Here is a 19,908-nt window from a genome sequence, read left to right as displayed (position 1 = left end):
TTCATATCCTTGTGGACAACTCCTGGCCATGCTCTCCAACTACCTGATCGCATGGCGATTTCCGCAATCGATGCAACGAGGGCACCCGCTCGTCCCCGCGCTCGATTTTATGACCGCTCACTCCACCGGCGAAGCAAGCAGCGCCACCGGCACGCCATGACAACTCACCGTCGCAACAAGCGCCGCGCCGAGACCGGCATCGGCGGCATCGCGCGCCTGGAACGACGCCGCCCGTTTCTCGACCCGCAGAATGTTGAGCGGCCACGACGGCCGGGAAAGCCGTTCGCGCACGAAAGCGCCGACCCACAGCGGCGTCGCGGACGTGCCGTTCTCCACCGCATACCCGCTCGGCCAGAAACGCAACACATCGCGTTCGTCGCGCGTGTCGCCGGGACGCATGAAGACGAGCGCCGAAGGCACGCCGTCGTTGAGCTTCGGCAACACCGGCAGCGACACCGCCGCGACGTTCGGCGAGGCGAGCGAGAGCAGGCTGCGCGCGGACAGGTCCGTGCCCTCGACCCATCCCTGCGCGCGCAGATGTCCCTTGATCGAATCGATACTCGACGCCCATTGCAGCGTGAGCGGCTCCTTGCGGTCGCCCCCCATGTCCGAGCGATAACACGGCAGCCGTTCCCACACGGACGCCGTCCATTGCGATTGCGTGATCAGCACGGGCTGCGGGCGCGGCGCGCGGTCCGGCGGCGGCGCGGGCGGCCTCATGCGCAATTGCACGCCCACGCTCGCGAGTATCACCACCAGCACCACGGCGGGCATGAACCTGCGCTGCGGCGGTGTTTGCGGATGCCGCAGCATCGCCGTCAACGCGACGATCGCCACCCAGACATAGGCGAGCGCCGCGCCGCCAATCGCATCGGAGACCCAGAATCTGCCGAAGTAGAGGCCGGCCAGCGCGACCACGATCACCACGGCCATGCTCGCCGCCGCCACCAGCAGGCTCTCGACCATGCCGACCCGGCGCGCCAGCAGAAACGCGAGAAAACCGTACACGACGACGGCCGCGGCGACGTGATCGCTCGGAAACACGTAGCTGCCCGACATGAGTTGATCGGGCGGCGCGCGGTGCATCGCGAACTGCATCGCGAAGATCAGCAATTGCGAAAACACGACCGCCGCCAGCCAGTAGCCGATCGCGCGCCAACGCCGTTCCCACAGCATCCACACGGCGACCGTCACGACCAGCGCCGTCAGCGTGGCGACGCTGCCGAGCGTGGCCAGCCCCGCGAGGACCGTATCGCCCCAGGGCGTGCGCACCGATTGCAGAAAGTGATAGACGGATAGATCGACGCGCGTCAGCGGATCGCCGCTCACGACGTCTTCGAGCACCCCGAAAAAGAGCGCCCCGCAGGCCAGCACGAACAGCGACGTCACGACGACGCTGCTGGCGTCCGGCTGCGCGGGATCGAGCAGTTTTCGCGCGAGACGGCCGAGCGGCCCCGGATGCCGGCACGCCCAACTGCCGAGATGGCGGCCGGCCGCGCTCGACCACGCATTGGCATGCGAGAGCAGGAACGCCGCGGCGCGAAAGCTCAGCCACAGAATGACGGCGAGCAGCGCGATGATCACGACGAGGCGAAACGACACGGCGCCCGCCAGCAGCACCGAGGCGCCGAACACCACGCCCGGCAGAATGTGAGCGGGCGCCCAGAGCAGCGCCGATAGCACGTTCATCGCGTAGAAGCGCGCCGGCGTCATGTGCAACATGCCGGCCACCACCGGCACGATCGCTCGCAAGGGGCCGATGAAGCGCGCGAGCACGACGCTCTTCGCGCCATGCCTGTCGAAGAAACGGTAGCCTGCTTCCAGCACTTCGGGATGCCGCGAGAACGGCCAGAGCCGAACGATCCGTTGCTGGTAACGGCTGCCGATCCAGAAGCTCATGCCGTCCCCGGCGATGGCGCCGATGATCGCCCAGGCGAACACCCAGCCGAGACTCAGCGAGCCGGTGCCGGCCAGCGCACCGGCGAGAAACATCGCGGTGCTGCCAGGAATGAAGGTGCCGATGACGGCAACGGCTTCGAGAAAAGCCGCAAGGAACACAACCGTGAGCATCCACTCCGGGTGACCGGACAGCAGGTGCAAAAAGTGGACGTAGGCATGCTCCATCGTGCGCGATCAGCCGTTGTGGCGTAACGGTTGATCATAACGCGCACGGGAGCGCCATTCCTTTACGAAGCCCGCCCGGCGTGACAACGGGCAGGGAAGGTTACGAAGCCGTCAGCGAATCGCCGGAGACGTGCACGCGTTCGCCGACTTGCACGGGCGGTTGCGTCTCATAGTTGAAGTTGCGGTAGCTGCCGTCCTGCATGCGCACCTGCACCTGATACGAGGTCTGCTTGCGCACCGCATGCTCGATGCCGTTGCCGGCGAGACCGCCGGCGGCCGCGCCCGCGATGGTCGTCAGGATCTTGCCGCGTCCGCCGCCGATCTGGTTGCCGACGAGGCCGCCCGCGACCGCTCCGCCGAGCGCGCCCAGCCCCGTCGTGGGTTCGGGCGTTTGCACCGTGTTGATGGCGACGACTTCGCCCGCATACGGGTCCGCGGCAACGGGTTTCGCCGACGGCGATTGGTAACCCGCCTGAGCCCCTTGACTGTTCGCGTACCTCGGTGCGTCCGTCGCGGTGGCGCTCGGCGTGTGATGCACGCGCGGTCGGGCGGGCGCGGCTTGCTGCGCGGTCTGCTGAACCGGAGCCGAGAGCGGCGCGCTGGCGGCTTGCGTCGCGACGATTGCCGGGGCCGGCGCGGCGGGTCCGGTCACGGCGCGCGAGGTCGGCAACAGGCCGGTCATCGCGGCAATGCCGGTGGCGCTCGCGAGGATCACGCACACCGCCGCACCGGCGACCAACGGGTGAATGCGGCTGCGCTGCGGATTGCTGGAAGTGAGGTTCGTGTTCATTGCGGACTCCGCGGGTAGGTTCCCAGCAATAACGCCGCACGGCGGCGCGCGGTGGACGCACAACGGTTGCTGCTTTGTAAGCATTTGTACGACTGCCTGTCGTGATGTTGCGGGCGCTGACGGCTGGGTGGTGAACAAAGCGGGCTGCTCGCACTCATACTTTTTGACCGGTTCGCAACGCGGGCGCGGCGTCGGGCAACTCGACAATGTGACGGAGCAGGCTATGAAAGTCATCACGGGCAGGTTCGTGCTATCCGTATTCCTGATCGGCCTTGCGGGGTCGGCCTATGCGCAGTCAACGCAACTCAGCGGCGGTTTGAACGGCGAGTCGGCTGGCCGGGACGACAGTGCGGGCGGCGCGGCGGGAACGAGTCGCGGGACGGCAGCCGGTCCATCTCCAACGACTGGCGTGAGAACGCCCGGCAACGCCGCGGCGATTGGCGGCACCGCCAGCGCACGCTCGGGCCCGCTGCTCAACAACATGCGGGCAAACGGCACGAGCCTGAACATGAATCCCGATCCGCGAGCGCCGAACGTGACCGGACGCGTGCCGCCAACGCGATAAGGCATGCTCGCCGCCGACACGGGCTCCGGTTCTCCGCGAGCAGCAGCGGCAGCAGCAGCGGCAATGAGAAACCAGCGGCGCTGGCATTCGAAACGCCACGTTCGCGGCGCGGGTGAACGACGGTGCGCCCTAAAATACGAATCCCGCCCATTCGGACGGGCTCAAACGACAAGGAGATCGGCATGGCATACGGCGAGCACAAATACAAGGTATCGGTGCGGTGGACGGGCAACCGCGGCAGCGGCACCTCGGGATATCGCGATTACGGCCGCGATCATGTGATCGCCGCGGGGAACAAGCCGGACATTGCCGGTTCGTCGGATGCCGCGTTTCTCGGCGACGCCGGCCGCTGGAACCCCGAGGATCTGCTGGTCGCCTCGGCTTCCGCCTGCCACAAGCTCTGGTATCTGCATCTTTGCGCGGACGCCGGCATCGTGGTGCTCGAGTATCGCGACGAAGCAGAGGGAACGATGCTCGACAGCCCGGAGCAGGGACGTTTTTCAGAGATCGTTTTGCGCCCGCGCGTGGTGATTCGCGCGGGCGGCGATGCGGAGTTGGCGAAGCGCTTGCATCACGTGGCGCACGAGAAGTGCTATATCGCGAACTCGGTCAACTTTCCGATTGCCTGCGAGCCGGTGATCGAGACGCGGGCCGGGTGAAAGCTTCACTGGTTCCGCGAATTCAGTTGAATCTGTGAGTGCGGCGCGACGAGCGCCCGTGACCGCATGCGGCCGCTGCCGCTAGCAAACGACGCATCGGCCGCGTGATTCCGCAGTAGCGGCGCAGCGGCGATTCAGCAAAATCCGGCGCGCCGGCCGCTCAACGATTGCCGTCGAGCAGATCGCCGAGCATTTCGTCGAACGCCGCCTGCGCGTCTTCGAGTTCCTGCAACGCGGCGTCGAAGGTTTGCAGCGCGAACTGCGAAGGCTTGCCGCTGCCTGCCGGCGGAAACTGCGATTGCAGCGACGCGAAGGCCGCCTGCACCCGTTGCGTGGCGGTCAATACACGCTCCATCGCGGCCGTTTCCTCGGCTCGCGCCTGTTCCTGATTCAGTTGATCCATGACATCTCCGTACTCGTCCACTCGGCTCGCGCCGAATCAAATGCGTGACTATGCCACGTCGACGTTCAGGCGACCGGCAAGCCGCCGTTGGCCTTCACTTCGCGCAGCGAGAGTGCCGATTCCACCGAGGTCACGCCCGGCAGGCTGCGCATCTCGTCGCGCATGAACGTGCCGTAGTCGTCGAGGTCGCGCGCCACCACTTGCAGGATGTAGTCGGCGCTGCCCGACACGTTGTGGCACGACAGGATTCGCGCAATCGCCTGCACCTCGCGCTCGAAGCGCGTCGCCACCGCGCGGTCGTGCACGGCAAAGCGCACATAGACGAACGCCACCACGCCGAAACCGAGAGCGGAGCGCGACAGCATCGCGCGGTAGTGGTCGATATAGCCGTCATTTTCGAGGCGTTTGAGACGACGCGCGCAGGGCGTTTCGCTGAGGCCGACCATCTCGGCCAGCCGCGCGTTCGACATGCGGCCGTCTTTCTGCAGCGCGGCGAGGATCGCGCGGTCTGTTTTATCGAGGTCGGTTGTCATGGCTCGGGAGTCTCGGCGGGTTGGCGGAAAACATGGAGAGAAGGCGGAATGTTAGCGTATTCCTCCAAATCGTAACCATGAAGACCGGAAATTCGCCAGCAAACCCTCCACTGACGATAGCAACATAGAGCCATTGAAAACCGGAGGCTTCCTTGATTTCCGCACACTTGCTGGCCGTCTATATCGCTGCGCTGTTCGTCGTCTATGCCGTGCCCGGACCCGACATGGCGCTGATTCTGCAAACCAGTATCGGACGCGGCATGCGCCACGGTTTCGCGGCAGCCGCCGGCCTCGGCGTGGCGCGTGCGACCCACGTCACGCTCTCGGCATGCGGGGCGGCGGCGCTGTTGCGCGGCGCGCCCTGGCTCTACGACATCGTGCGTTATGGCGGCGCGGTGTATCTCGCGTGGGTCGGCATTCAGATTTTCCGTTCGCCGGTGTTCGCGTTGCCCGGCGGACATGACGCGCGCGGCGCGGCGGACGGCACCGAGGGCATCGGTGCCGGAAACAAGGCGGGAGCCGGCTCGCGTCCGTTGCGGACCGCTTTCGTCAAAGGCTTGCTCACCAATCTGCTGAACCCGAAAGCGCTGCTGTTCTGCTCGGTGCTATTGCCGCAGTTCGTGCGCCCGGAGGCGGGTCCGGTGGCGTTGCAGATGGTCGAACTGGGTGTGGTGCTGCTCGCCATCGGCGTATGTTTCGACGCGATGTACGCGATCGGCGCCGCGCGGATCGCCGGCTGGATGCGGGCTCATCCGCTTGCGCAAACCTTGCAGCGCTGGACGTTCTCGGCAGCGCTGATCGGCTTTGCATTGCGGCTCTCGCTCGATTGACGCGATGGGGCGAGCCGCCGCGCTGGTTGGCAGTCCGGTGGCGATCCCGCACCTCCGCGTTTAGCTCCGCTTCGCAACGCGTCTAGCGATGGATAGCCAGCCGCGCAAGCGGCCTACTTGCCCAGTTTGCGCTCGCGATGCGAGCGGTCCTCGACGATTCTCCGGCGCTGCTTGTCTTTCATCTTCTTCCAGCTCTTGCATTCGTCGCGCGTGCGCAAACAGCCGATGCAAAAGCCGGTTTTGCTGTCGAATTTGCAGATGTCGATGCAGGGTGACGCGATGCTCATGACGGATAGGGATAGAGACCAGCAACGGCGACTGTCGCACGCGCGTTGCCCGTGCGCCACGCGATTGTGTTAATAGAACCGATAGCGCGCCGCGTACAACCAGGCGGCGACACAACCGACACAACCCCTTGCTTCCCTCTGTCGATGAAAACTTTTGTGCTTTATGTCGTGACCGCTCTTGCCGAGATCGTGGGTTGCTACCTGCCGTGGCGCTGGCTGAAGCAGGGCGGCTCGATCTGGCTGCTGGTGCCCGGCGCGCTCAGCCTCGCGCTGTTCGCCTGGCTGCTGACACTGCACGGCACCGCCGCGGGCCGCGTGTATGCGGCTTACGGCGGTGTGTATGTGGCGGTGGCGATCGCTTGGCTATGGTGCGTCGACAAACTGCGCCCCACGCCGTGGGACGCGGCGGGCGTTGCCTTCACGCTGGCCGGCATGGCGATCATTGCCTTCCAGCCGCGTGTTTGAAGCTTTGGGCGACGCGCCGCGCGTCGTCTTTCGTGCAACGCTCACGCAATCGAAGCGTTGCAGCGCTCGTTTACCTGATGCCGCCCAGGTAGTCGAGCTTGCCGAGTTCGACGCCGTTGTGACGCAGAATGTCGTACGCCGTCGTGACGTGAAAATAAAAGTTGGGCAGCACGAAACCGAGCAGATACGACAGGCCTGTGAACTCGATCGGGCCGGTGCGCATTTTCAGCGTGATGACGCGCTCTTCCGAGCCGTCGATCTGCTCCGCGCTGAACTCCTTCAGATAATCGATCGTCTTTTGCAGGCGCGCGTGCAGTTCGTCGAAGGTCTGTTCGACGTCTTCGAATTTCGGCGCTTCGACGCCGGCCAGACGCGCGGCGCATCCCTTCGCGGTGTCGCTCGCGATATAGATCTGGCGCACCAGCGGCAGCATGTCCGGCGCGAGCCGCGCGTTCGTGAACACCGACGGCTCGATCTGCTTCGCGGCGGCATGCGCCTGCGCCTTGCCGAGGATGGCTTGCAGATTGGTCAGGCCGCGAATCAGTACGGGCAGTGATGCTTGATACATCGAAATTGGCATGGGGTTCCTCTGATTCTTTGATCGTGCGCGCACGGCGCGCCAGGCAATGTAGCGGCTGGATTGCCGCTGCAGCATCATAGCGCGTGCCGTGCATGACGCGCTTGAGACAGTGCGGCGTTAGCCATTCGGACAACTGCCGCGCGCGCCGGAACTGTGGTCGAATGCATGGGTCGGACGATTTGGCGAAGTCCTTGAAAACAGCAACCTGTCGCGCTCGTAAGGCGATGAGGTTGTGCACATGCGCGCCGTGCCCTCGCTTCAGCTTGCGGCCTGCGCCGTCGCGCTAACAGGAGAGTCGACACATGGTCACAAAGCATCCGCTGCCGGGAAGCGAGCGAACGGTGGAACAAGGTTCGAAAGTGGTCGGTCAATGCGATCCGGCGGAACGGATCGAGGTTTTCGTCATGCTGCGCCGTCAACGGCAGGCGCAGTTCGATGCGCTGATGAGCAGAATCCAGGCGGGCGACCCGAACGTGAAACCGCTGTCGCGCGACGAACTGGCAAAAGATTACGGCGCCGCGCCCGACGACATCGCCAAGGTCAAGGCCTTCGCCGCGGCGCACGGCTTGACGGTGGTGCGCGAGGACCCGGCGGCGCGTTCGGTCTTGCTGAGCGGCACGATCGCGCAGTTTCAGGGCGCGTTCGGAGTCAAGCTCGAGCATTACCAGCATCGCACGGCCGGCGAGTTCCGCGGCCGCACCGGCCCGGTCAACGTGCCGGACGATCTGCACGGCGTCGTGGAAGCGGTGCTCGGGCTCGACAACCGGCCCCAGGCGCGGCCGCACTTTCGCATCCGGCCGCCGTTCAGGCCGGCGAAGGCGCATCAGGTTTCCTTCACCCCTCCGCAACTCGCGGCGCTCTACCAGTTCCCGCAGGGCGACGGCAGCGGGCAATGCGTCGGCATCCTCGAACTCGGCGGCGGATACACCCGCAGCGATCTCGATGCGTACTTCGCGAGCCTGGGTGTGGCATCGCCCACGGTGAAGCCGGTCAGCGTCGACCAGGCCCGCAATGAGCCGACCGGCGACCCGAACGGCCCGGACGGCGAGGTCACGCTCGACATCGAAGTGGTCGGCGCCATCGCGCCCGGCGCGACGATCGCGGTGTATTTCACGCCGAACAGCGACGCCGGTTTCATCGACGCATTAAGCCGCGCGGTGCACGACACGGCCAACAAGCCCTCGGTGATTTCGATCAGCTGGGGCGCGCCGGAATCGAGCTGGACCAGCCAGTCGCTTCAGGCGTTCAATAGCGTGCTGGAGACGGCGGCGGCGCTCGGCGTGACGGTTTGCGCGGCGTCGGGCGATAGCGGTTCGAGCGATGGCGTGAACGGCGGCGATCAGGTGGACTTTCCCGCGTCGAGTCCCTACGTGCTGGCGTGCGGCGGCACGAGTCTGACCGCATCGGGCACGTCGATTTCGCGCGAGGTGGTGTGGAACGACGGCGCGCAGGGTGGCGCGGGCGGTGGCGGGGTGAGCCGGGCCTTTCCCGTGCCGGCATGGCAAAAGGGCTTGTCCGCCGCTTTGTCGAGCGGCGGCAAGACGGCCCTCGGCGGGCGCGGCGTGCCCGACGTGGCCGGCGACGCATCGCCCATCACCGGCTACACGGTGTTGATCGGCGGCGAGCAGACCGTGATCGGCGGCACCAGCGCGGTCGCGCCGCTGTGGGCGGCGCTGATCGCGCGCATCAATGCGGCGAAGGGCGAGCCGGCCGGTTTCATCAACCCGAAGCTGTACAAGGCGCCGCACGTGTGCAACGACATCACGCAAGGCAACAACGGCAGTTTCGCGGCGTCCGAGGGGTGGGATGCCTGCACCGGACTCGGCAGCCCCAATGGTCAGAAGGTGGCGGGCGCACTATAGTCAGCAGCACACGAGACACCAGCGTGAACGAACCCTTGGAGCGATCATGACGAATACCGAGCCGGCTTCCGTTAGTCCGCAGTCGTCGCACGATTCTCTTGGCCTGAGCACGCCGGCGGCCGCCGGCGTGTCGCGTAAAAGCGGCGACCAGCCATTCTTCGATCCGATCGCTTATGGCAACGGGCCGGACGACGCCGTCACCGAAACCGCCGAGACCGCGGCTGTCACGCACCATTTGGTCACCATCGGCGGCAACACGATCAAGTACACGGCAACGGCGGGGCACCTGGTGATCGTCGACCCGAGCAGTTCGCAGCCCGTCGCCAGAATGTTCCACGTTGCGTTCACGCAGGACAACCAGAAGGAAGAAACCCGCCCGGTGACTTTCTTCTATAACGGCGGGCCGGGTTCGTCCTCGGTGTTCGTGCTGCTCGGATCGTTCGCGCCGCGCCGCATCAGGACGTCGATGCCGGGCTTCACGCCGCCCGCGCCGTACTCGATGGAGGACAATCCCGACAGCCTGCTCGACAAGAGCGACCTCGTGTTCATCAACCCCGTCGGCACCGGTTATTCGGCCGCGATCGCGCCGAAGAAGAACCGCGACTTCTGGGGTGTCGACCAGGACGCCGACTCGATCAAGCAGTTCATCAAGCGTTTTCTCACCAAACACAACCGCTGGAATTCGCCGAAGTATCTGTTCGGCGAGTCTTACGGCACGGCGCGCAGTTGCGTGCTGGCTTACCGGCTGCACGAAGACGGCGTCGACCTGAACGGCATCACGCTGCAATCGTCGATCCTCGATTACACGCAATCCGGCAATCCTGTCGGCACGCTGCCCACGGCCGCCGCGGACGCGTGCTATCACAAGAAGCTCGGCATCGCGCCACGGCCGACCGATCTCGGCGCGTTCGCCGAAGAGGTTGCGCAATTCGCGCGCACCGATTATCTGGCGGCCTTGCGCAAATTTCCGACCACCGATTCGGCGATCGTCGAAAAGCTGAGCGAATACACCGGCATCGACAAAACCACCTTGCTGGCCTGGAGCCTCGACATCACGTCGTACGACAGCCGCGGCAATTCTCTTTTCCTCACCACGCTGCTGAAATCGCAAGGCCTCGCGCTCGGCGCATACGACGGCCGCGTGACCGCGATCGACACCGGCATTGCCGGCAAGGTCGACCCGAATTCCGGCGGCAACGATCCGACCATGACGGCGGTCAGCGGCGTCTATACGACCATGTGGAACGTGTATCTGAACGAGCAGTTGAAATACACGTCGAATTCGTCGTTCACCGACCTGAACGATCAGGCCTTCCAGTACTGGGACTTCGGTCACATCGATCCCACCGGCGAACAGAAGGGCGTCGACGCGAAGGGCAACGTCGTTCTTTACACCGCCGGCGACCTCGCCGCCGTGATGGCGCTCAACCCCGATCTGAAGGTGTTGTCGGCGAACGGCTTCTACGACTACGTCACGCCGTTCTATCAGACCGTGCTCGATTTACAGCAAATGCCGCTTCTCAGCCAGCAGGTCCGGCAGAATCTGTCGGCGCGGTTTTATCCGTCGGGGCACATGATCTATCTCGACGGCGGCTCTCGCACCGCGCTCAAGGCCGACCTCGCAAACATGTACGAGGCGACGGTGTCCGACACGCAGGCGCTCGGACGGATTCGCGCGTTGCAGGCGCGTGTGGCGAAGTAGCGCCTGGCCGGGGGCGCGGCGGCGTCGGCGGCATGCGGCGGCGTGCCGCGCGCCTCGCCGCAGGCGCGGCCTTTTCCACGCCTGCCTATTGAATGTGTTTTAATTGCCCCGCGAATTGAACTATTGCGCGCCGCTGCCGGCGCGTGCACGAATGAACCCAGGCATTGCAGACATACGTCGCGGCAACCGGTTCCGCGACTCGATCAATAGGACGAACACAAACGGGGCGATTGCGCGCACCCTCGCGCGCCGGCGTGAAGCCGCCCATTCCGTTCGCAAGACGCGCGTCGCGCTCCTGCTTGGCTTGACCACGGTGCTCGCCTTGCACGTGGGCGCGGCCCGCGCGCAGGACGCCGGCATGCTCGACGAGCGGGTCAGGCAGGAATCAGTAGGCGAGACGATCTGCCGGCCCGGCTATGCGCACACGGTCGCGCCACCGTTCGAAGCAATGCTGGCGCACAAGGACCGCATGCTCGCCGCGCGAGGTATCGATGCGGACGACGGCGCCGATTTCGCACTCGACAGACGCGTGCCCATTGTCCTCGGCGGCTCGCCGGACGCGCCCGCCAATCTCGATCTCCTGCCGTGGGCGGGCCGTGAGGGTGAGCGCCGCAAGGCGCGCGCGGCGGTGATGCTCAAGCGCTGCGTCTGCGAAGGCAAACTGAGCCTCGCGGAAGCGCAAGCCGCGATCGTCGGTAAATGGTCGGTGGTTTATTCGGGCTTCAGCCAAACCTCTTGCGACGTGAGCCGGCTCGATGTCGCCACCGGCGGCGACACCGGGCGGGACGCCGCGCGCGACCGCTCGCCATGAAGCCGGGCGCTTTCATCCGCATCGTCGTGGGTGTTCGTTCGCGCGTGTTTTCCGGCGCCGTTCGCTTCCCATGCCCGCATCTCACGCAACCGATGGCTCGCGTGCTTCGCGCTCCGCTGCCACAACTTATTCCCGGAGAATCATCATGACCCATTCACGCTTTGCCGCCGTGGCGTTTGCATTCGGTTGCCTGTTCGCCGGCACTGCCGCGCTTGCCGCGGAGCCCGCCCGTTGCGGCAACGCCGACGCGCTGCAAATTCGCGGCGATGTGCCCGCGGCAATCAGCTTCGACGTGTATCGGCAACTGCGTGCGCAACTGCTGCCGCTGAACGCGCAGCGCGTCGCGCTGTTCCAGGCCGCGGGCGAAGTGAAGCGTCTGCCCGACGGCCTCGCGGTGTGCGAAATCGCCGACGACGGCGTCGACGATCCGTCCGCGGTGCTGGTTCGCTTGCCGCAGGGCAAGAACGCCTGGTGGGTGAGCGCGGCTAACGTGCAAGCGGTGGACTGACCTCGACGGTCAGCGGCCTCTCGCGCATGTCCCGCCGGACGCCGCAGTGATGCGCGCCGCGGATCGGTGTGGCGTCGAGCGTCGCATCCGATGCGTTTGCCGCGCCTCGACCGCTAAATGAACAGCTGTTTTGCTATTTTCGACGCGGCTTATTCAGGTACAGTGCATTGACGGGATTGTCAGGTCCGTTTCAGACACTGCGTCGCATCGCTTTTGCGGTCGCTTGTGGCTATCCTGAGAAAACAGGACGAATTTCGCAGGGGAGATTTCCATGATTGCCTTCTACTTGTCATTGGCCGCTTTGGGCGCCGCTGGTGCTGCAATGATCCGCGAACTTGCCGCCGCTCAGGCGAAACAGCGCGCCGCGTTGCGCCCAGTGCGCGTGCAAACCGCGGATCGCGGCACGGGCCGCGGCGCACGCCGAGGGTAAACTGCATGAACCTGATCGTGCGCAACATTGCCGAATCGTGCAGCGAGCAGGAAGTGCGGGAATTCCTCAAGCACGAGTTGGGGCATTACGCGAAACACATCGAGGTGGTCGACGCCGGCAAGCCCGGCGCGTACGCCACGGTGGAGCTGGACGCGCAAGTGCCTTATGTCGGCGAGGTGATCGCGCGGCAGATTCACGGCAAGCAGTTGGGCGGCGTGGCGCTCGAAGCAAGCGCGGATCTGTTCACCGACGAGCCGCCGGCCGCTCAATGAGTCGTTCACGCGGTTGCGCGTTCGGTTGCTCATCGAGCGGCTGAAAGCGAATCTCCCGAATGCGGTTCATGGCAAGACGCCGGCTCGATCAGCGTGTCCGCGCACACATTCTTTCCTCGCATTTCCGATCCTCTGTCACTTCCCGCTTGCCTGCGTCGGCCAGTCGAACGGCGTGTATGGCAACGCCCGCTCATGCCGCGTGTCGTCGCGGAAGTGCAGGCGCCGCGTGAGCCGGCGAGCCGTCGATCCGGTGGACGACTGGGCGGTCAATAATAATCAGCTTTTCTCAACTGCGCGATGAACTACCCGCATCGGCCTGGCCAGCCTCTACTCGGCCGCATGACTTTCGTATCGGTGGCTCGTCGGCGTGAAGTGTGGTGTATGGCGCCTTTGTGGTCTGTGTTGCATGCGATGCGCGCGGGTCGTTTGCTTCGTTGCCTGGCGCGTGCGTCGGTCGCCGGTTTGTGCGCCGCGTGCGCGCTATCGTGCGGCGTCGCGATCGCGGCATCGGCATCCGCATCGGCATCGGCATCGGCTTCGGCATCGGCATCGGCATCGGCATCGGCTTCGGCATCGGCATCGGCTTCGGCATCGGCATCGGCTTCGGCATCGGCATCGGCATCGGCATCGGCTTCGGCTTCGGCGTCCGTTTCGGCATCGGCGTCCGCTCCGGTATCCGCATCGACGCCCGCGCCACGATCCAAGCCCGCATCGAAACCGCTCCCGGCGAGCCGGCCCGCGCCTCTCTTCGACGCGTCGGCGGTCACGGCGCCCGATGCCGGCGGCGTGATCGATCCGCGTCGCGCGTTTGCCTTGCGGGACGCGTTCGCGCAACAGGTGACGCGCCGGCTCAAAGTGCCGGCCGTCGAGCAACGCGCCTACGCCGACCGTCTGCAAGCGGCGCTCGATGGGCAGACATTGGGCGGCCTGTCGGGCGAGTATGTCGTGCTGGTCGATCGCAATGCCAACGTGCAGGCGTTGTTCATCTATTTCCGCGCGACGCCGTCCGACACCTGGCAGATGATCGGTGCGTCGCCGGTTTCGACTGGACGGCCCGGCGAGTACGACCACTTCATCACGCCGCTCGGCGTGTTCGAACATACGCCCGCCAACATGGATTTCCGTTCCGAAGGCACGCAGAACGACAACCATATTCGCGGCTACGGCCAGCGCGACATGCGGATCTTCGACTTCGGCTGGGCGCAGGGCCAGCGCGGCTGGGGCAAGGGCGGCATCTCGGAGATGCGGCTGCAGATGCACGCCACCGATCCTGACTGGCTCGAACCGGTGCTCGGCATTCGCCACTCGAAGGGTTGCGTGCGGATTCCCGCGTCGCTCAATACGTTTCTCGACCACTACGGCATTCTCGACGCCGAATATGCGGCGTTGGCCGAATCCGGCAAATCGCTGTGGGTGCTGAAAAGCAATCGGCAGATGACGCCGTGGGCAGGGCGGTACATCGTCGTGGTGGATTCGCAGCGCGAGAGCCGTCCCGCGTGGGCGCCGGCGCCAGGCGGCAAGGCACTCGCCAAGGTGCCGGCCGGGGCGAGTTCGGCGGATTGATATTCGTGGGCGGCTGGAACCGGGCCAGGCGCTGAACGATTGTTGGCCCGTGCCCGGCGAGGGCGCGGCCAGCGCTTCGCTCGAACTTCGGTCGGCGCTTCGCTCGACTTCGGTCAGCGCTTCGCTCGAACTTCGGTCGGCGCTTCGCTCGACTTCGGCCAGCGCTTCGCTCGAACTTCGGCCAGCGCTGCGCCTGAACTTCCGTCAGCGCGTCAGCGTGGCAAGAGGCTGCGGGCATTCTCTCGATAGGGCGAGTGCCGTTGGCGCTCCACTCGAATTTTCACGATCGCTTCGCTTTGCGGCTAGCGCTTTGCTTTAGCCCGCGTCGACGCGACTGGCGGCAACCCGCACTCATGCTCGCATTGGCGCGACGAGCGCTCCGTCCGATCTCTCACGAGCGCCCCGGCCCCGGCCGCGGCCAGCACTCAGCCGCCCCCTCACGACCGCGCCAGCAACACACCCAGCAACGCCACCGCGAAACCCGCGATCTGCACCGGCAGCAGCGTTTCGCCGAAGCCGGCATAACCTTCGAGCGCGGCAAGCGGCGGGGCGAGAAACAGCAGCGCGGTGGCGCGTGCCGCGTCGCCACGCCTCACCATCCACACCAGCAAAGTGACGCTGACGCCCGAGAGCATCACGATCCCCCAGGCGAGCGAGGTCCACAACACGGGCGACGCGATCCACCGATGCTCGCCGAGTGTCAGCGCGAGCACGACCGCGACGAGCGCCGCGCCGAAATTCTGCACCGCGCTCGCGCTGCGAATGTCCGCCCTGGCAAGCGAAGTCTTCTGAAACAAGGTGCCCGCCGTGATCGCGCCGACCGCGCCGATCGAGATGAGCACCACCAGCCACGGCGGCGCGTCGCCATGAGGCGAGGGCGGCGCGGCCGATGCGAGCTTCGGTTCGAGAACCAGCGCCACCCCGGCAAGGCCGAGCGCCATGCCGGCCCAGCCACGCCGCGAAAGCCGCTCGCCGAACAGCGGCGCCGCGACGGCGGCGGTCGCGAGCGGCTGCAGCGCGCCGAGCAAGGCCATCACGCCGGCGCTCAAACCCTGCGCGACGGCCCAGTAGCCGGCGCCGAGGTAGACGCCTTGCAGGAGCGCGCCCGCCACCAGGTGCTTGCCGAAATCGCGGCCGGTCGGCCAGGCGGCGCGCGCTACCACGGCGGCAAGCGCGAAGATCAGCGCGGTGCCGCCGAAGCGCGCCAGCAGAAAGAGATTGGGATCGGCGTAGGGCGTGATCGCCCGCGCGACCACGAAACCGGTCGACCACAATACGACGAAGACGGCGGCGATCAGGGAAGCGAGCATCGGAAAGCTTGATGTGAAAAACCGCCATCGTCGCGGGATGCGTGACGCGTGTCTTGTTCGAAGCTGCAATCGGTTGTTCGTCTCGACGGCGGGTGAGCTTTTGCAGCACCGGCAGCCGCTACGGGACCGGTTGCGTTCGATACGCTCGCGGCGATTGCGGCGGCTAGGGTTCTTGCGACACCAGGAGCACGGCGAGCACTAGGAGCACCGAGAGCACCGACAGCACCGACAGCACGAAGAACACGAAGAACACGAAGAACACGAAGAGCCCCAACCGCCCCAGCCCCTCACATTCATCCCATCTACATCGACCTCATCACCACCACGCCAGCAGCGCCGTGCCCGCGCCGAGCACGGCGCCGCACAACACACACGCCCACAACAGCAGCCGCGTGCGACGGTACTCCCGCCCGATATCCGCCATCAATTGAGCGTTCTGCCGTGGCGTGCGGGCGCGGTCGTGTTCATGCTGCAAATAGCGCACCGCCAGTTGCGGCACGCGCGGCAGCATATGCGCGAGGTGCGGCAACTCGCGCGAGATGCGCTTGATCCAGCCGCGATGATCGACGTCGCGCCGCGCAATGTCCGCGAGTACGCCGCGTGCGATGTTCCAGCTATCGACGCCCGGATGCAGCGCGCGCGCCAACGTCTCCGCCTGCTGAAAGGAGCGCTGCGCGGTGGCGAGACGCGTGGGCACGACGCCGTCGAACGGCTGTACGACGTGCAGCAGATGCTGAAACAGCGAACCCGCCGAGCGGTCTGCCGGCGCGGCGGCGAAATGCGCTTCGGCGCGCGTGCGCAACTCGGCCTCGAGCAGGTCCGCGCGCGTGTCGTGGGGAACGTGCCCGGCGTCGCGATGCAGTTCGGCCAGCCGGCCATAGTCCTGGTCGAACAGGGCGGTCGCGCCATGCACGAAGAACTCGCGCTCACCGGTCGATAGACTCGACATGATCGAAAACTCCGCGAGCACGAGACGCCCGAGCGTGTCCGGTTCGATGCTCACACGCACCCGGCGCGCATCGAGCGTCGCGTGAAAGAAGCCGTGCTCGAACGCCTGCTCCGTCACCACCTCGACGATATGCGCGGCCAGCGGCGCGAGCTTGACGTGATGCGCGCGCAGGGCGGTCAGGTCGCTGGCCGGCAAGCTGCTGATGCGCTGCATCGTCAGCGTGTGGCTCGTGCACAGATCCCAGATGACGCTCGGCACGACGATGCGCGCGTCGCCGTCGAAATGATGGCCGGTCTGACTCAGATTGGCGGCTTCGGCGCGCAGATCGAAGCGGCGCAGGATGTCGTCGGTGAACGTCTGCGCCAGCGCGCGCAATTGCAGGCGGCGCGCGCTGCCTGACATCTTCTCCAGCCAGCGCGCGACCCAGCGCAACAGCGCGAGTTCGTCGACGATCTGTTGCAGTTGATCGGCGCGCACCAGCTTGATCGCCACTTCGCGATGGCCGTTGATCGGCGCGAGGAGCCGCGCGAAGTGAGTCTGTTCGGCGAAGCCGCCGCGCACCGGCACCAGATCCACGGCGCTGAACAGCGTGGCGAGCGGACGGCCGAATGCGCGCGTCAAAGCCTGTTCCGATTCAGGCGGTGGCAGCGGCGCTTCGAGGTGATCGATTGCGTCGATGGCGTCGTGCAAGGTGCTCGTTGCGAGTTCGGGCCGTTCGGCCAGCGTCCGCGCGAAGCGGCTCGCGAGCGGTCCGAGAGCCGGCAGCACGTCGTGCAGGCGTTCGACGCGGCGCCCGGAGGCCTGCATGCGGACGATCAACTGGATCAGCCAGTGCAGTTTGTGCTCGGACGGCGCGGCCAGCCAGAGCAGGCGCGCGCCGTAACGCAACGCGTGCAACAGCAGCAATAGACGGCGAAACAGTGGCGGCATCGGTAGTTCGGTTGACAGGACCACGGGGCGTCGACGGCGATCGGTTCGCGGCCAGGGCAATCAGGTTAGCAGGTTCAGCCACAGCGATTTATCCGGGCCCGTCTTTATTTGCGTCATGCGGTTCGCCGAGGGAAGCGCCCGGCGCCGCACCCTGTTGCTCACTTGCCGCCAGTGACATCGAGGAACGTGCCGGTGATGAAGGAAGCCTCGGCGCTTGCCAGCCATAGGATCGCCCGCGCGACCTCTTCGGGTTGACCGCCTCTTCCCATGGGGATCGAGTCCTTGACGCGCTCCACCCGTCCCGGCTCGCCGCCGCTGGCATGCATGTCAGTGTAGATGTGCCCAGGGCGGATGCAGTTGACGCGTATCCCATCCCGCGCGACTTCTTTTGCAAAACCGGTGGTGAAGGTTTCGACGGCACCCTTCGACGCAGCGTAGTCGACGTATTCGTTCGGGCTACCGAGCCGGGCCGATGCCGATGAGATGTTGATCACGGAGCCGCCCCGCCCACTGTGACGATACGACATGCGCTTTGCCGCCTGCTGCGCACAGAGAATGGGGCCGATCGAGTTGACCGCGAAGATACGCTGCATCCGCTCGAATTCGAGATCCTCTAGCCGGGACTGCCGCGCAATGATCGCGGCGTTGTTCACCAGCACATCGATCCGGCCGAACGTTCGGTCGATCGCGGCGAAAAGCTGAGCGACCTGTTCTGGGTCCGCGCTGTCCGCGCGCATGGGTAAAGCCCGTCGCCCGAGCGCTTCCACATCGGCCGCCACCGCAAGGGCGGCAGACTCGTTGGAGACGAAGCTTATCGCCACATCGTAACCGTGTGCGGCGGCAAGCCGCGCGGTCGCCGCGCCCACGCCACGGCCTCCCCCGGTTATCAGAATCAACGGGGCTTGCGAAACAGTATTCATCCGGCGAACCTCCACGTGATGGTGAAATGATGATTCAGGCTGCACTGACGCTTGCGCGATGCTTTCACTCGTGTGGCGACCTCTATCGAAATGCGTGCTGACTGGGCTAAATGACCGACGAGCGCGTCCCGAACGAGATCACGTCTTGCGCAGATGCGGACGAAGCGCAAGCGCCAGTGGGAAGACGGCCAGCGCCGTGGCCGCGGTCGCAAGCGTGGCGCCGAGTACGCCGATGCGGTCGCCCAGAAGACCGTAGGCAACCGGAGCGAGTGCCCCCGAAGCGATGGTGCCGGTATAAAAGAGCGCGAACGCTCGCTCGGTACGCTCGACCGACGTCAGCTCGGGCACCGTTCCGTAAAGCACCGACGATGTGCCGTTGAGCATCACGCCAAGCAGCGGCAACACGATCAGAGCGGGCGCCAGTGGCAGGCAAGTCACGGCAAGGATCAACGCCGCCGTACCGCCTTCGGTTGCGAGCACGGTTCCGATGACGCCCACGCGCGCGCCGAGCCAGCCGCACACGAACTTGCCGGCGGCGCCACCGATGAAGACGAGCGCGAGCGCCGTGCCCATCATCGGTTGCGAGATGCCTTTCGTTTTCAGGAGAAAGGGCAGGAAGGTCAATAGCCCCATGCGCACGGCGGTGTCGAGCACGCCGATCGTGAACAGCAGTGAGAAGCCCGCTCGCGAACCGTTGTTGTTGTGGCTCGACGCTTCCTCGATGGAAGACTCGTCCCGAGGAACCGATGGGAGAAAAAGTGCAATCACTGCCGCGACTAAAACGCCAACGGTCGACATGGCCCAAAGCGCATGGCGCCACGGCATGATGGTAATCAGAAGCGAGATAGCCGCCGGAAGCGCGGATTTTCCGAGGTCGCCTGAAAAATTGTAGACGCTGAGCGGCCGTCGAGCGTTGCGTCCATACACGCGCGAGACGGCTCCCGAAGCCAGCGGATGCTGTGTGCTCGAACCGCTTCCCGAGATGGCGAGCGCGACGCATAAGCCCAGCAGGGTGCCGGACATGCCTGCGACGGCATAGCCCAACGCGGCCAGCAACGTGCCGAACGCAAGCGTCGCGCGGGTGCCCAATGTGCGCGCCAGGCGTCCGGCGGGCAATTGCAGCGTTGCCATCGTGCCCGCATAGATGGCGCGCAACATCGCCAGGGCACCGTAATTGAGTCCAAAGTCCGCCTGCCAGACAGGCAGCAAGGCGTAGATCATGTCGGTGTACCCGTCGTGCAGCGCGTGCGCCATGCACGAGAGCCATAACACGCGCGTGCGTGACACGGAGGTCGATTGATCGGGTCCGTCGGCGACGCGCGTCGTTGGAGTGGAGAAAGAGAAAAGTCTCACGGTTCAACCGAAATTCGGAAGCGCGAGTCTCGGCGACAACTCGAGCGTTTTGTTACAGGGCA

General features: G+C 65.6%; 20 protein-coding genes. 10 read left to right on the top strand and 10 right to left on the bottom strand.

Features of this window, described 5'->3' with window-relative positions; translation table 11 throughout:
* Positions 1 to 117 precede the first annotated feature (117 nt).
* Together BUE39_RS14065 and BUE39_RS14060 are read right to left on the bottom strand one after the other, a co-directional pair.
* Entirely contained in the window at positions 118 to 2,124 is a 2,007-nt protein-coding gene (locus BUE39_RS14065; RefSeq protein ID WP_073429264.1) for a bifunctional DedA family/phosphatase PAP2 family protein, read from the bottom strand.
* Positions 2,125 to 2,224: 100 nt separating this feature from the next.
* Entirely contained in the window at positions 2,225 to 2,914 is a 690-nt protein-coding gene (locus tag BUE39_RS14060) for a glycine zipper 2TM domain-containing protein (protein WP_073429263.1), read from the bottom strand.
* A gap of 223 nt (positions 2,915 to 3,137) precedes the next feature.
* On the opposite strand from BUE39_RS14060, the gene BUE39_RS14055 reads away from it, so the two are divergent.
* Positions 3,138 to 3,479 (top strand): hypothetical protein, encoded by a 342-nt coding sequence (locus tag BUE39_RS14055; protein ID WP_073429296.1) that lies wholly within the window; start codon positions 3,138 to 3,140, stop codon positions 3,477 to 3,479.
* Positions 3,480 to 3,661: 182 nt separating this feature from the next.
* Positions 3,662 to 4,138, top strand: coding sequence for an OsmC family protein (locus BUE39_RS14050; RefSeq protein WP_073429262.1), 477 nt, complete (start codon positions 3,662 to 3,664; stop codon positions 4,136 to 4,138).
* A 160-nt stretch (positions 4,139 to 4,298) separates the two neighbouring features.
* Here the strand turns inward: BUE39_RS14050 and BUE39_RS14045 are convergent, their stop codons facing one another.
* Both BUE39_RS14045 and BUE39_RS14040 read right to left on the bottom strand, forming a co-directional pair.
* Entirely contained in the window at positions 4,299 to 4,532 is a 234-nt protein-coding gene (locus tag BUE39_RS14045) for a hypothetical protein (RefSeq protein WP_083082911.1), read from the bottom strand.
* 74 nt (positions 4,533 to 4,606) lie between these two features.
* The gene (locus tag BUE39_RS14040; protein ID WP_073429260.1) at positions 4,607 to 5,074 is read right to left on the bottom strand and encodes an Lrp/AsnC family transcriptional regulator; all 468 of its coding nucleotides are present in this window, start codon (positions 5,072 to 5,074) and stop codon (positions 4,607 to 4,609) included.
* A gap of 152 nt (positions 5,075 to 5,226) precedes the next feature.
* Between BUE39_RS14040 and BUE39_RS14035 the strand changes: the two genes are divergently transcribed.
* Positions 5,227 to 5,904 (top strand): LysE family translocator, encoded by a 678-nt coding sequence (locus BUE39_RS14035; protein ID WP_073429259.1) that lies wholly within the window; start codon positions 5,227 to 5,229, stop codon positions 5,902 to 5,904.
* 113 nt (positions 5,905 to 6,017) lie between these two features.
* Here BUE39_RS14035 and BUE39_RS14030 read toward each other — a convergent pair whose 3' ends face one another.
* On the bottom strand, positions 6,018 to 6,191 hold the full coding sequence (locus BUE39_RS14030; RefSeq protein ID WP_073429258.1) for a DUF1289 domain-containing protein: 174 nt from the start codon (positions 6,189 to 6,191) through the stop codon (positions 6,018 to 6,020).
* Positions 6,192 to 6,335: 144 nt separating this feature from the next.
* Between BUE39_RS14030 and BUE39_RS14025 the strand changes: the two genes are divergently transcribed.
* Positions 6,336 to 6,656 carry a YnfA family protein gene (locus BUE39_RS14025; RefSeq protein ID WP_073429257.1) on the top strand — a complete coding sequence of 107 codons (321 nt, stop codon included), beginning with the start codon at positions 6,336 to 6,338 and terminating at the stop codon, positions 6,654 to 6,656.
* 70 nt (positions 6,657 to 6,726) lie between these two features.
* On the opposite strand, the gene BUE39_RS14020 is transcribed toward BUE39_RS14025, so the two are convergent.
* Complete coding sequence (locus BUE39_RS14020; RefSeq protein ID WP_073429295.1) at positions 6,727 to 7,236, bottom strand: DUF1993 domain-containing protein; 510 nt, start codon at positions 7,234 to 7,236, stop codon at positions 6,727 to 6,729.
* A gap of 302 nt (positions 7,237 to 7,538) precedes the next feature.
* Here BUE39_RS14020 and BUE39_RS14015 point away from each other — a divergent pair, with 302 nt between their 5' ends.
* From BUE39_RS14015 to BUE39_RS13990, 6 genes are all read left to right on the top strand, one after another.
* Positions 7,539 to 9,098 carry a S53 family peptidase gene (locus tag BUE39_RS14015; protein WP_073429256.1) on the top strand — a complete coding sequence of 520 codons (1,560 nt, stop codon included), beginning with the start codon at positions 7,539 to 7,541 and terminating at the stop codon, positions 9,096 to 9,098.
* A 46-nt stretch (positions 9,099 to 9,144) separates the two neighbouring features.
* Positions 9,145 to 10,800, top strand: a complete 1,656-nt coding sequence (locus tag BUE39_RS14010; RefSeq protein WP_073429255.1) for a S10 family peptidase — start codon at positions 9,145 to 9,147, stop codon at positions 10,798 to 10,800.
* A gap of 151 nt (positions 10,801 to 10,951) precedes the next feature.
* Positions 10,952 to 11,611 carry a hypothetical protein gene (locus BUE39_RS14005; protein WP_073429254.1) on the top strand — a complete coding sequence of 220 codons (660 nt, stop codon included), beginning with the start codon at positions 10,952 to 10,954 and terminating at the stop codon, positions 11,609 to 11,611.
* Positions 11,612 to 11,756: 145 nt separating this feature from the next.
* Positions 11,757 to 12,119 (top strand): hypothetical protein, encoded by a 363-nt coding sequence (locus BUE39_RS14000; RefSeq protein ID WP_073429253.1) that lies wholly within the window; start codon positions 11,757 to 11,759, stop codon positions 12,117 to 12,119.
* A gap of 435 nt (positions 12,120 to 12,554) precedes the next feature.
* Entirely contained in the window at positions 12,555 to 12,821 is a 267-nt protein-coding gene (locus BUE39_RS13995) for a hypothetical protein (RefSeq protein WP_073429252.1), read from the top strand.
* A 411-nt stretch (positions 12,822 to 13,232) separates the two neighbouring features.
* The gene (locus BUE39_RS13990) at positions 13,233 to 14,384 is read left to right on the top strand and encodes a L,D-transpeptidase (protein WP_235004877.1); all 1,152 of its coding nucleotides are present in this window, start codon (positions 13,233 to 13,235) and stop codon (positions 14,382 to 14,384) included.
* 437 nt (positions 14,385 to 14,821) lie between these two features.
* On the opposite strand, the gene BUE39_RS13985 is transcribed toward BUE39_RS13990, so the two are convergent.
* The 4 genes from BUE39_RS13985 to BUE39_RS13970 form a co-directional block, all read right to left on the bottom strand.
* Entirely contained in the window at positions 14,822 to 15,694 is an 873-nt protein-coding gene (locus BUE39_RS13985; protein WP_073429251.1) for a DMT family transporter, read from the bottom strand.
* A 316-nt stretch (positions 15,695 to 16,010) separates the two neighbouring features.
* Entirely contained in the window at positions 16,011 to 17,573 is a 1,563-nt protein-coding gene (locus tag BUE39_RS13980; protein ID WP_073429250.1) for an ABC1 kinase family protein, read from the bottom strand.
* 158 nt (positions 17,574 to 17,731) lie between these two features.
* The gene (locus BUE39_RS13975; protein ID WP_073429249.1) at positions 17,732 to 18,493 is read right to left on the bottom strand and encodes an SDR family oxidoreductase; all 762 of its coding nucleotides are present in this window, start codon (positions 18,491 to 18,493) and stop codon (positions 17,732 to 17,734) included.
* Between the two features lie 138 nt (positions 18,494 to 18,631).
* On the bottom strand, positions 18,632 to 19,846 hold the full coding sequence (locus BUE39_RS13970; protein ID WP_073429248.1) for an MFS transporter: 1,215 nt from the start codon (positions 19,844 to 19,846) through the stop codon (positions 18,632 to 18,634).
* Between the last annotated feature and the right edge of the window lie 62 nt (positions 19,847 to 19,908).

Origin of the sequence: Paraburkholderia terricola (assembly GCF_900142195.1) — a bacterium.
GTDB lineage: Bacteria > Pseudomonadota > Gammaproteobacteria > Burkholderiales > Burkholderiaceae > Paraburkholderia > Paraburkholderia terricola.
The sequence above is the reverse complement of the archived record's forward strand: the minus strand, read 5'-3'. Positions and strand labels throughout refer to the sequence as shown.

What these genes read in the sequence shown, in the direction of transcription:
- BUE39_RS14040 (WP_073429260.1), bottom strand. Translation starts at nt 5,074, where the DNA reads ATGACAACCGACCTCGATAAAACAGACCGCGCGATCCTCGCCGCGCTG.
- BUE39_RS14015 (WP_073429256.1), top strand. Translation starts at nt 7,539, where the DNA reads ATGGTCACAAAGCATCCGCTGCCGGGAAGCGAGCGAACGGTGGAACAA.
- BUE39_RS13975 (WP_073429249.1), bottom strand. Translation starts at nt 18,493, where the DNA reads ATGAATACTGTTTCGCAAGCCCCGTTGATTCTGATAACCGGGGGAGGC.
- BUE39_RS14030 (WP_073429258.1), bottom strand. Translation starts at nt 6,191, where the DNA reads ATGAGCATCGCGTCACCCTGCATCGACATCTGCAAATTCGACAGCAAA.
- BUE39_RS14005 (WP_073429254.1), top strand. Translation starts at nt 10,952, where the DNA reads ATGAACCCAGGCATTGCAGACATACGTCGCGGCAACCGGTTCCGCGAC.
- BUE39_RS14010 (WP_073429255.1), top strand. Translation starts at nt 9,145, where the DNA reads ATGACGAATACCGAGCCGGCTTCCGTTAGTCCGCAGTCGTCGCACGAT.
- BUE39_RS14025 (WP_073429257.1), top strand. Translation starts at nt 6,336, where the DNA reads ATGAAAACTTTTGTGCTTTATGTCGTGACCGCTCTTGCCGAGATCGTG.
- BUE39_RS14060 (WP_073429263.1), bottom strand. Translation starts at nt 2,914, where the DNA reads ATGAACACGAACCTCACTTCCAGCAATCCGCAGCGCAGCCGCATTCAC.
- BUE39_RS14020 (WP_073429295.1), bottom strand. Translation starts at nt 7,236, where the DNA reads ATGCCAATTTCGATGTATCAAGCATCACTGCCCGTACTGATTCGCGGC.
- BUE39_RS14050 (WP_073429262.1), top strand. Translation starts at nt 3,662, where the DNA reads ATGGCATACGGCGAGCACAAATACAAGGTATCGGTGCGGTGGACGGGC.
- BUE39_RS14000 (WP_073429253.1), top strand. Translation starts at nt 11,757, where the DNA reads ATGACCCATTCACGCTTTGCCGCCGTGGCGTTTGCATTCGGTTGCCTG.
- BUE39_RS13995 (WP_073429252.1), top strand. Translation starts at nt 12,555, where the DNA reads ATGAACCTGATCGTGCGCAACATTGCCGAATCGTGCAGCGAGCAGGAA.
- BUE39_RS13985 (WP_073429251.1), bottom strand. Translation starts at nt 15,694, where the DNA reads ATGCTCGCTTCCCTGATCGCCGCCGTCTTCGTCGTATTGTGGTCGACC.
- BUE39_RS14065 (WP_073429264.1), bottom strand. Translation starts at nt 2,124, where the DNA reads ATGGAGCATGCCTACGTCCACTTTTTGCACCTGCTGTCCGGTCACCCG.
- BUE39_RS13990 (WP_235004877.1), top strand. Translation starts at nt 13,233, where the DNA reads ATGCGCGCGGGTCGTTTGCTTCGTTGCCTGGCGCGTGCGTCGGTCGCC.
- BUE39_RS14055 (WP_073429296.1), top strand. Translation starts at nt 3,138, where the DNA reads ATGAAAGTCATCACGGGCAGGTTCGTGCTATCCGTATTCCTGATCGGC.
- BUE39_RS13980 (WP_073429250.1), bottom strand. Translation starts at nt 17,573, where the DNA reads ATGCCGCCACTGTTTCGCCGTCTATTGCTGCTGTTGCACGCGTTGCGT.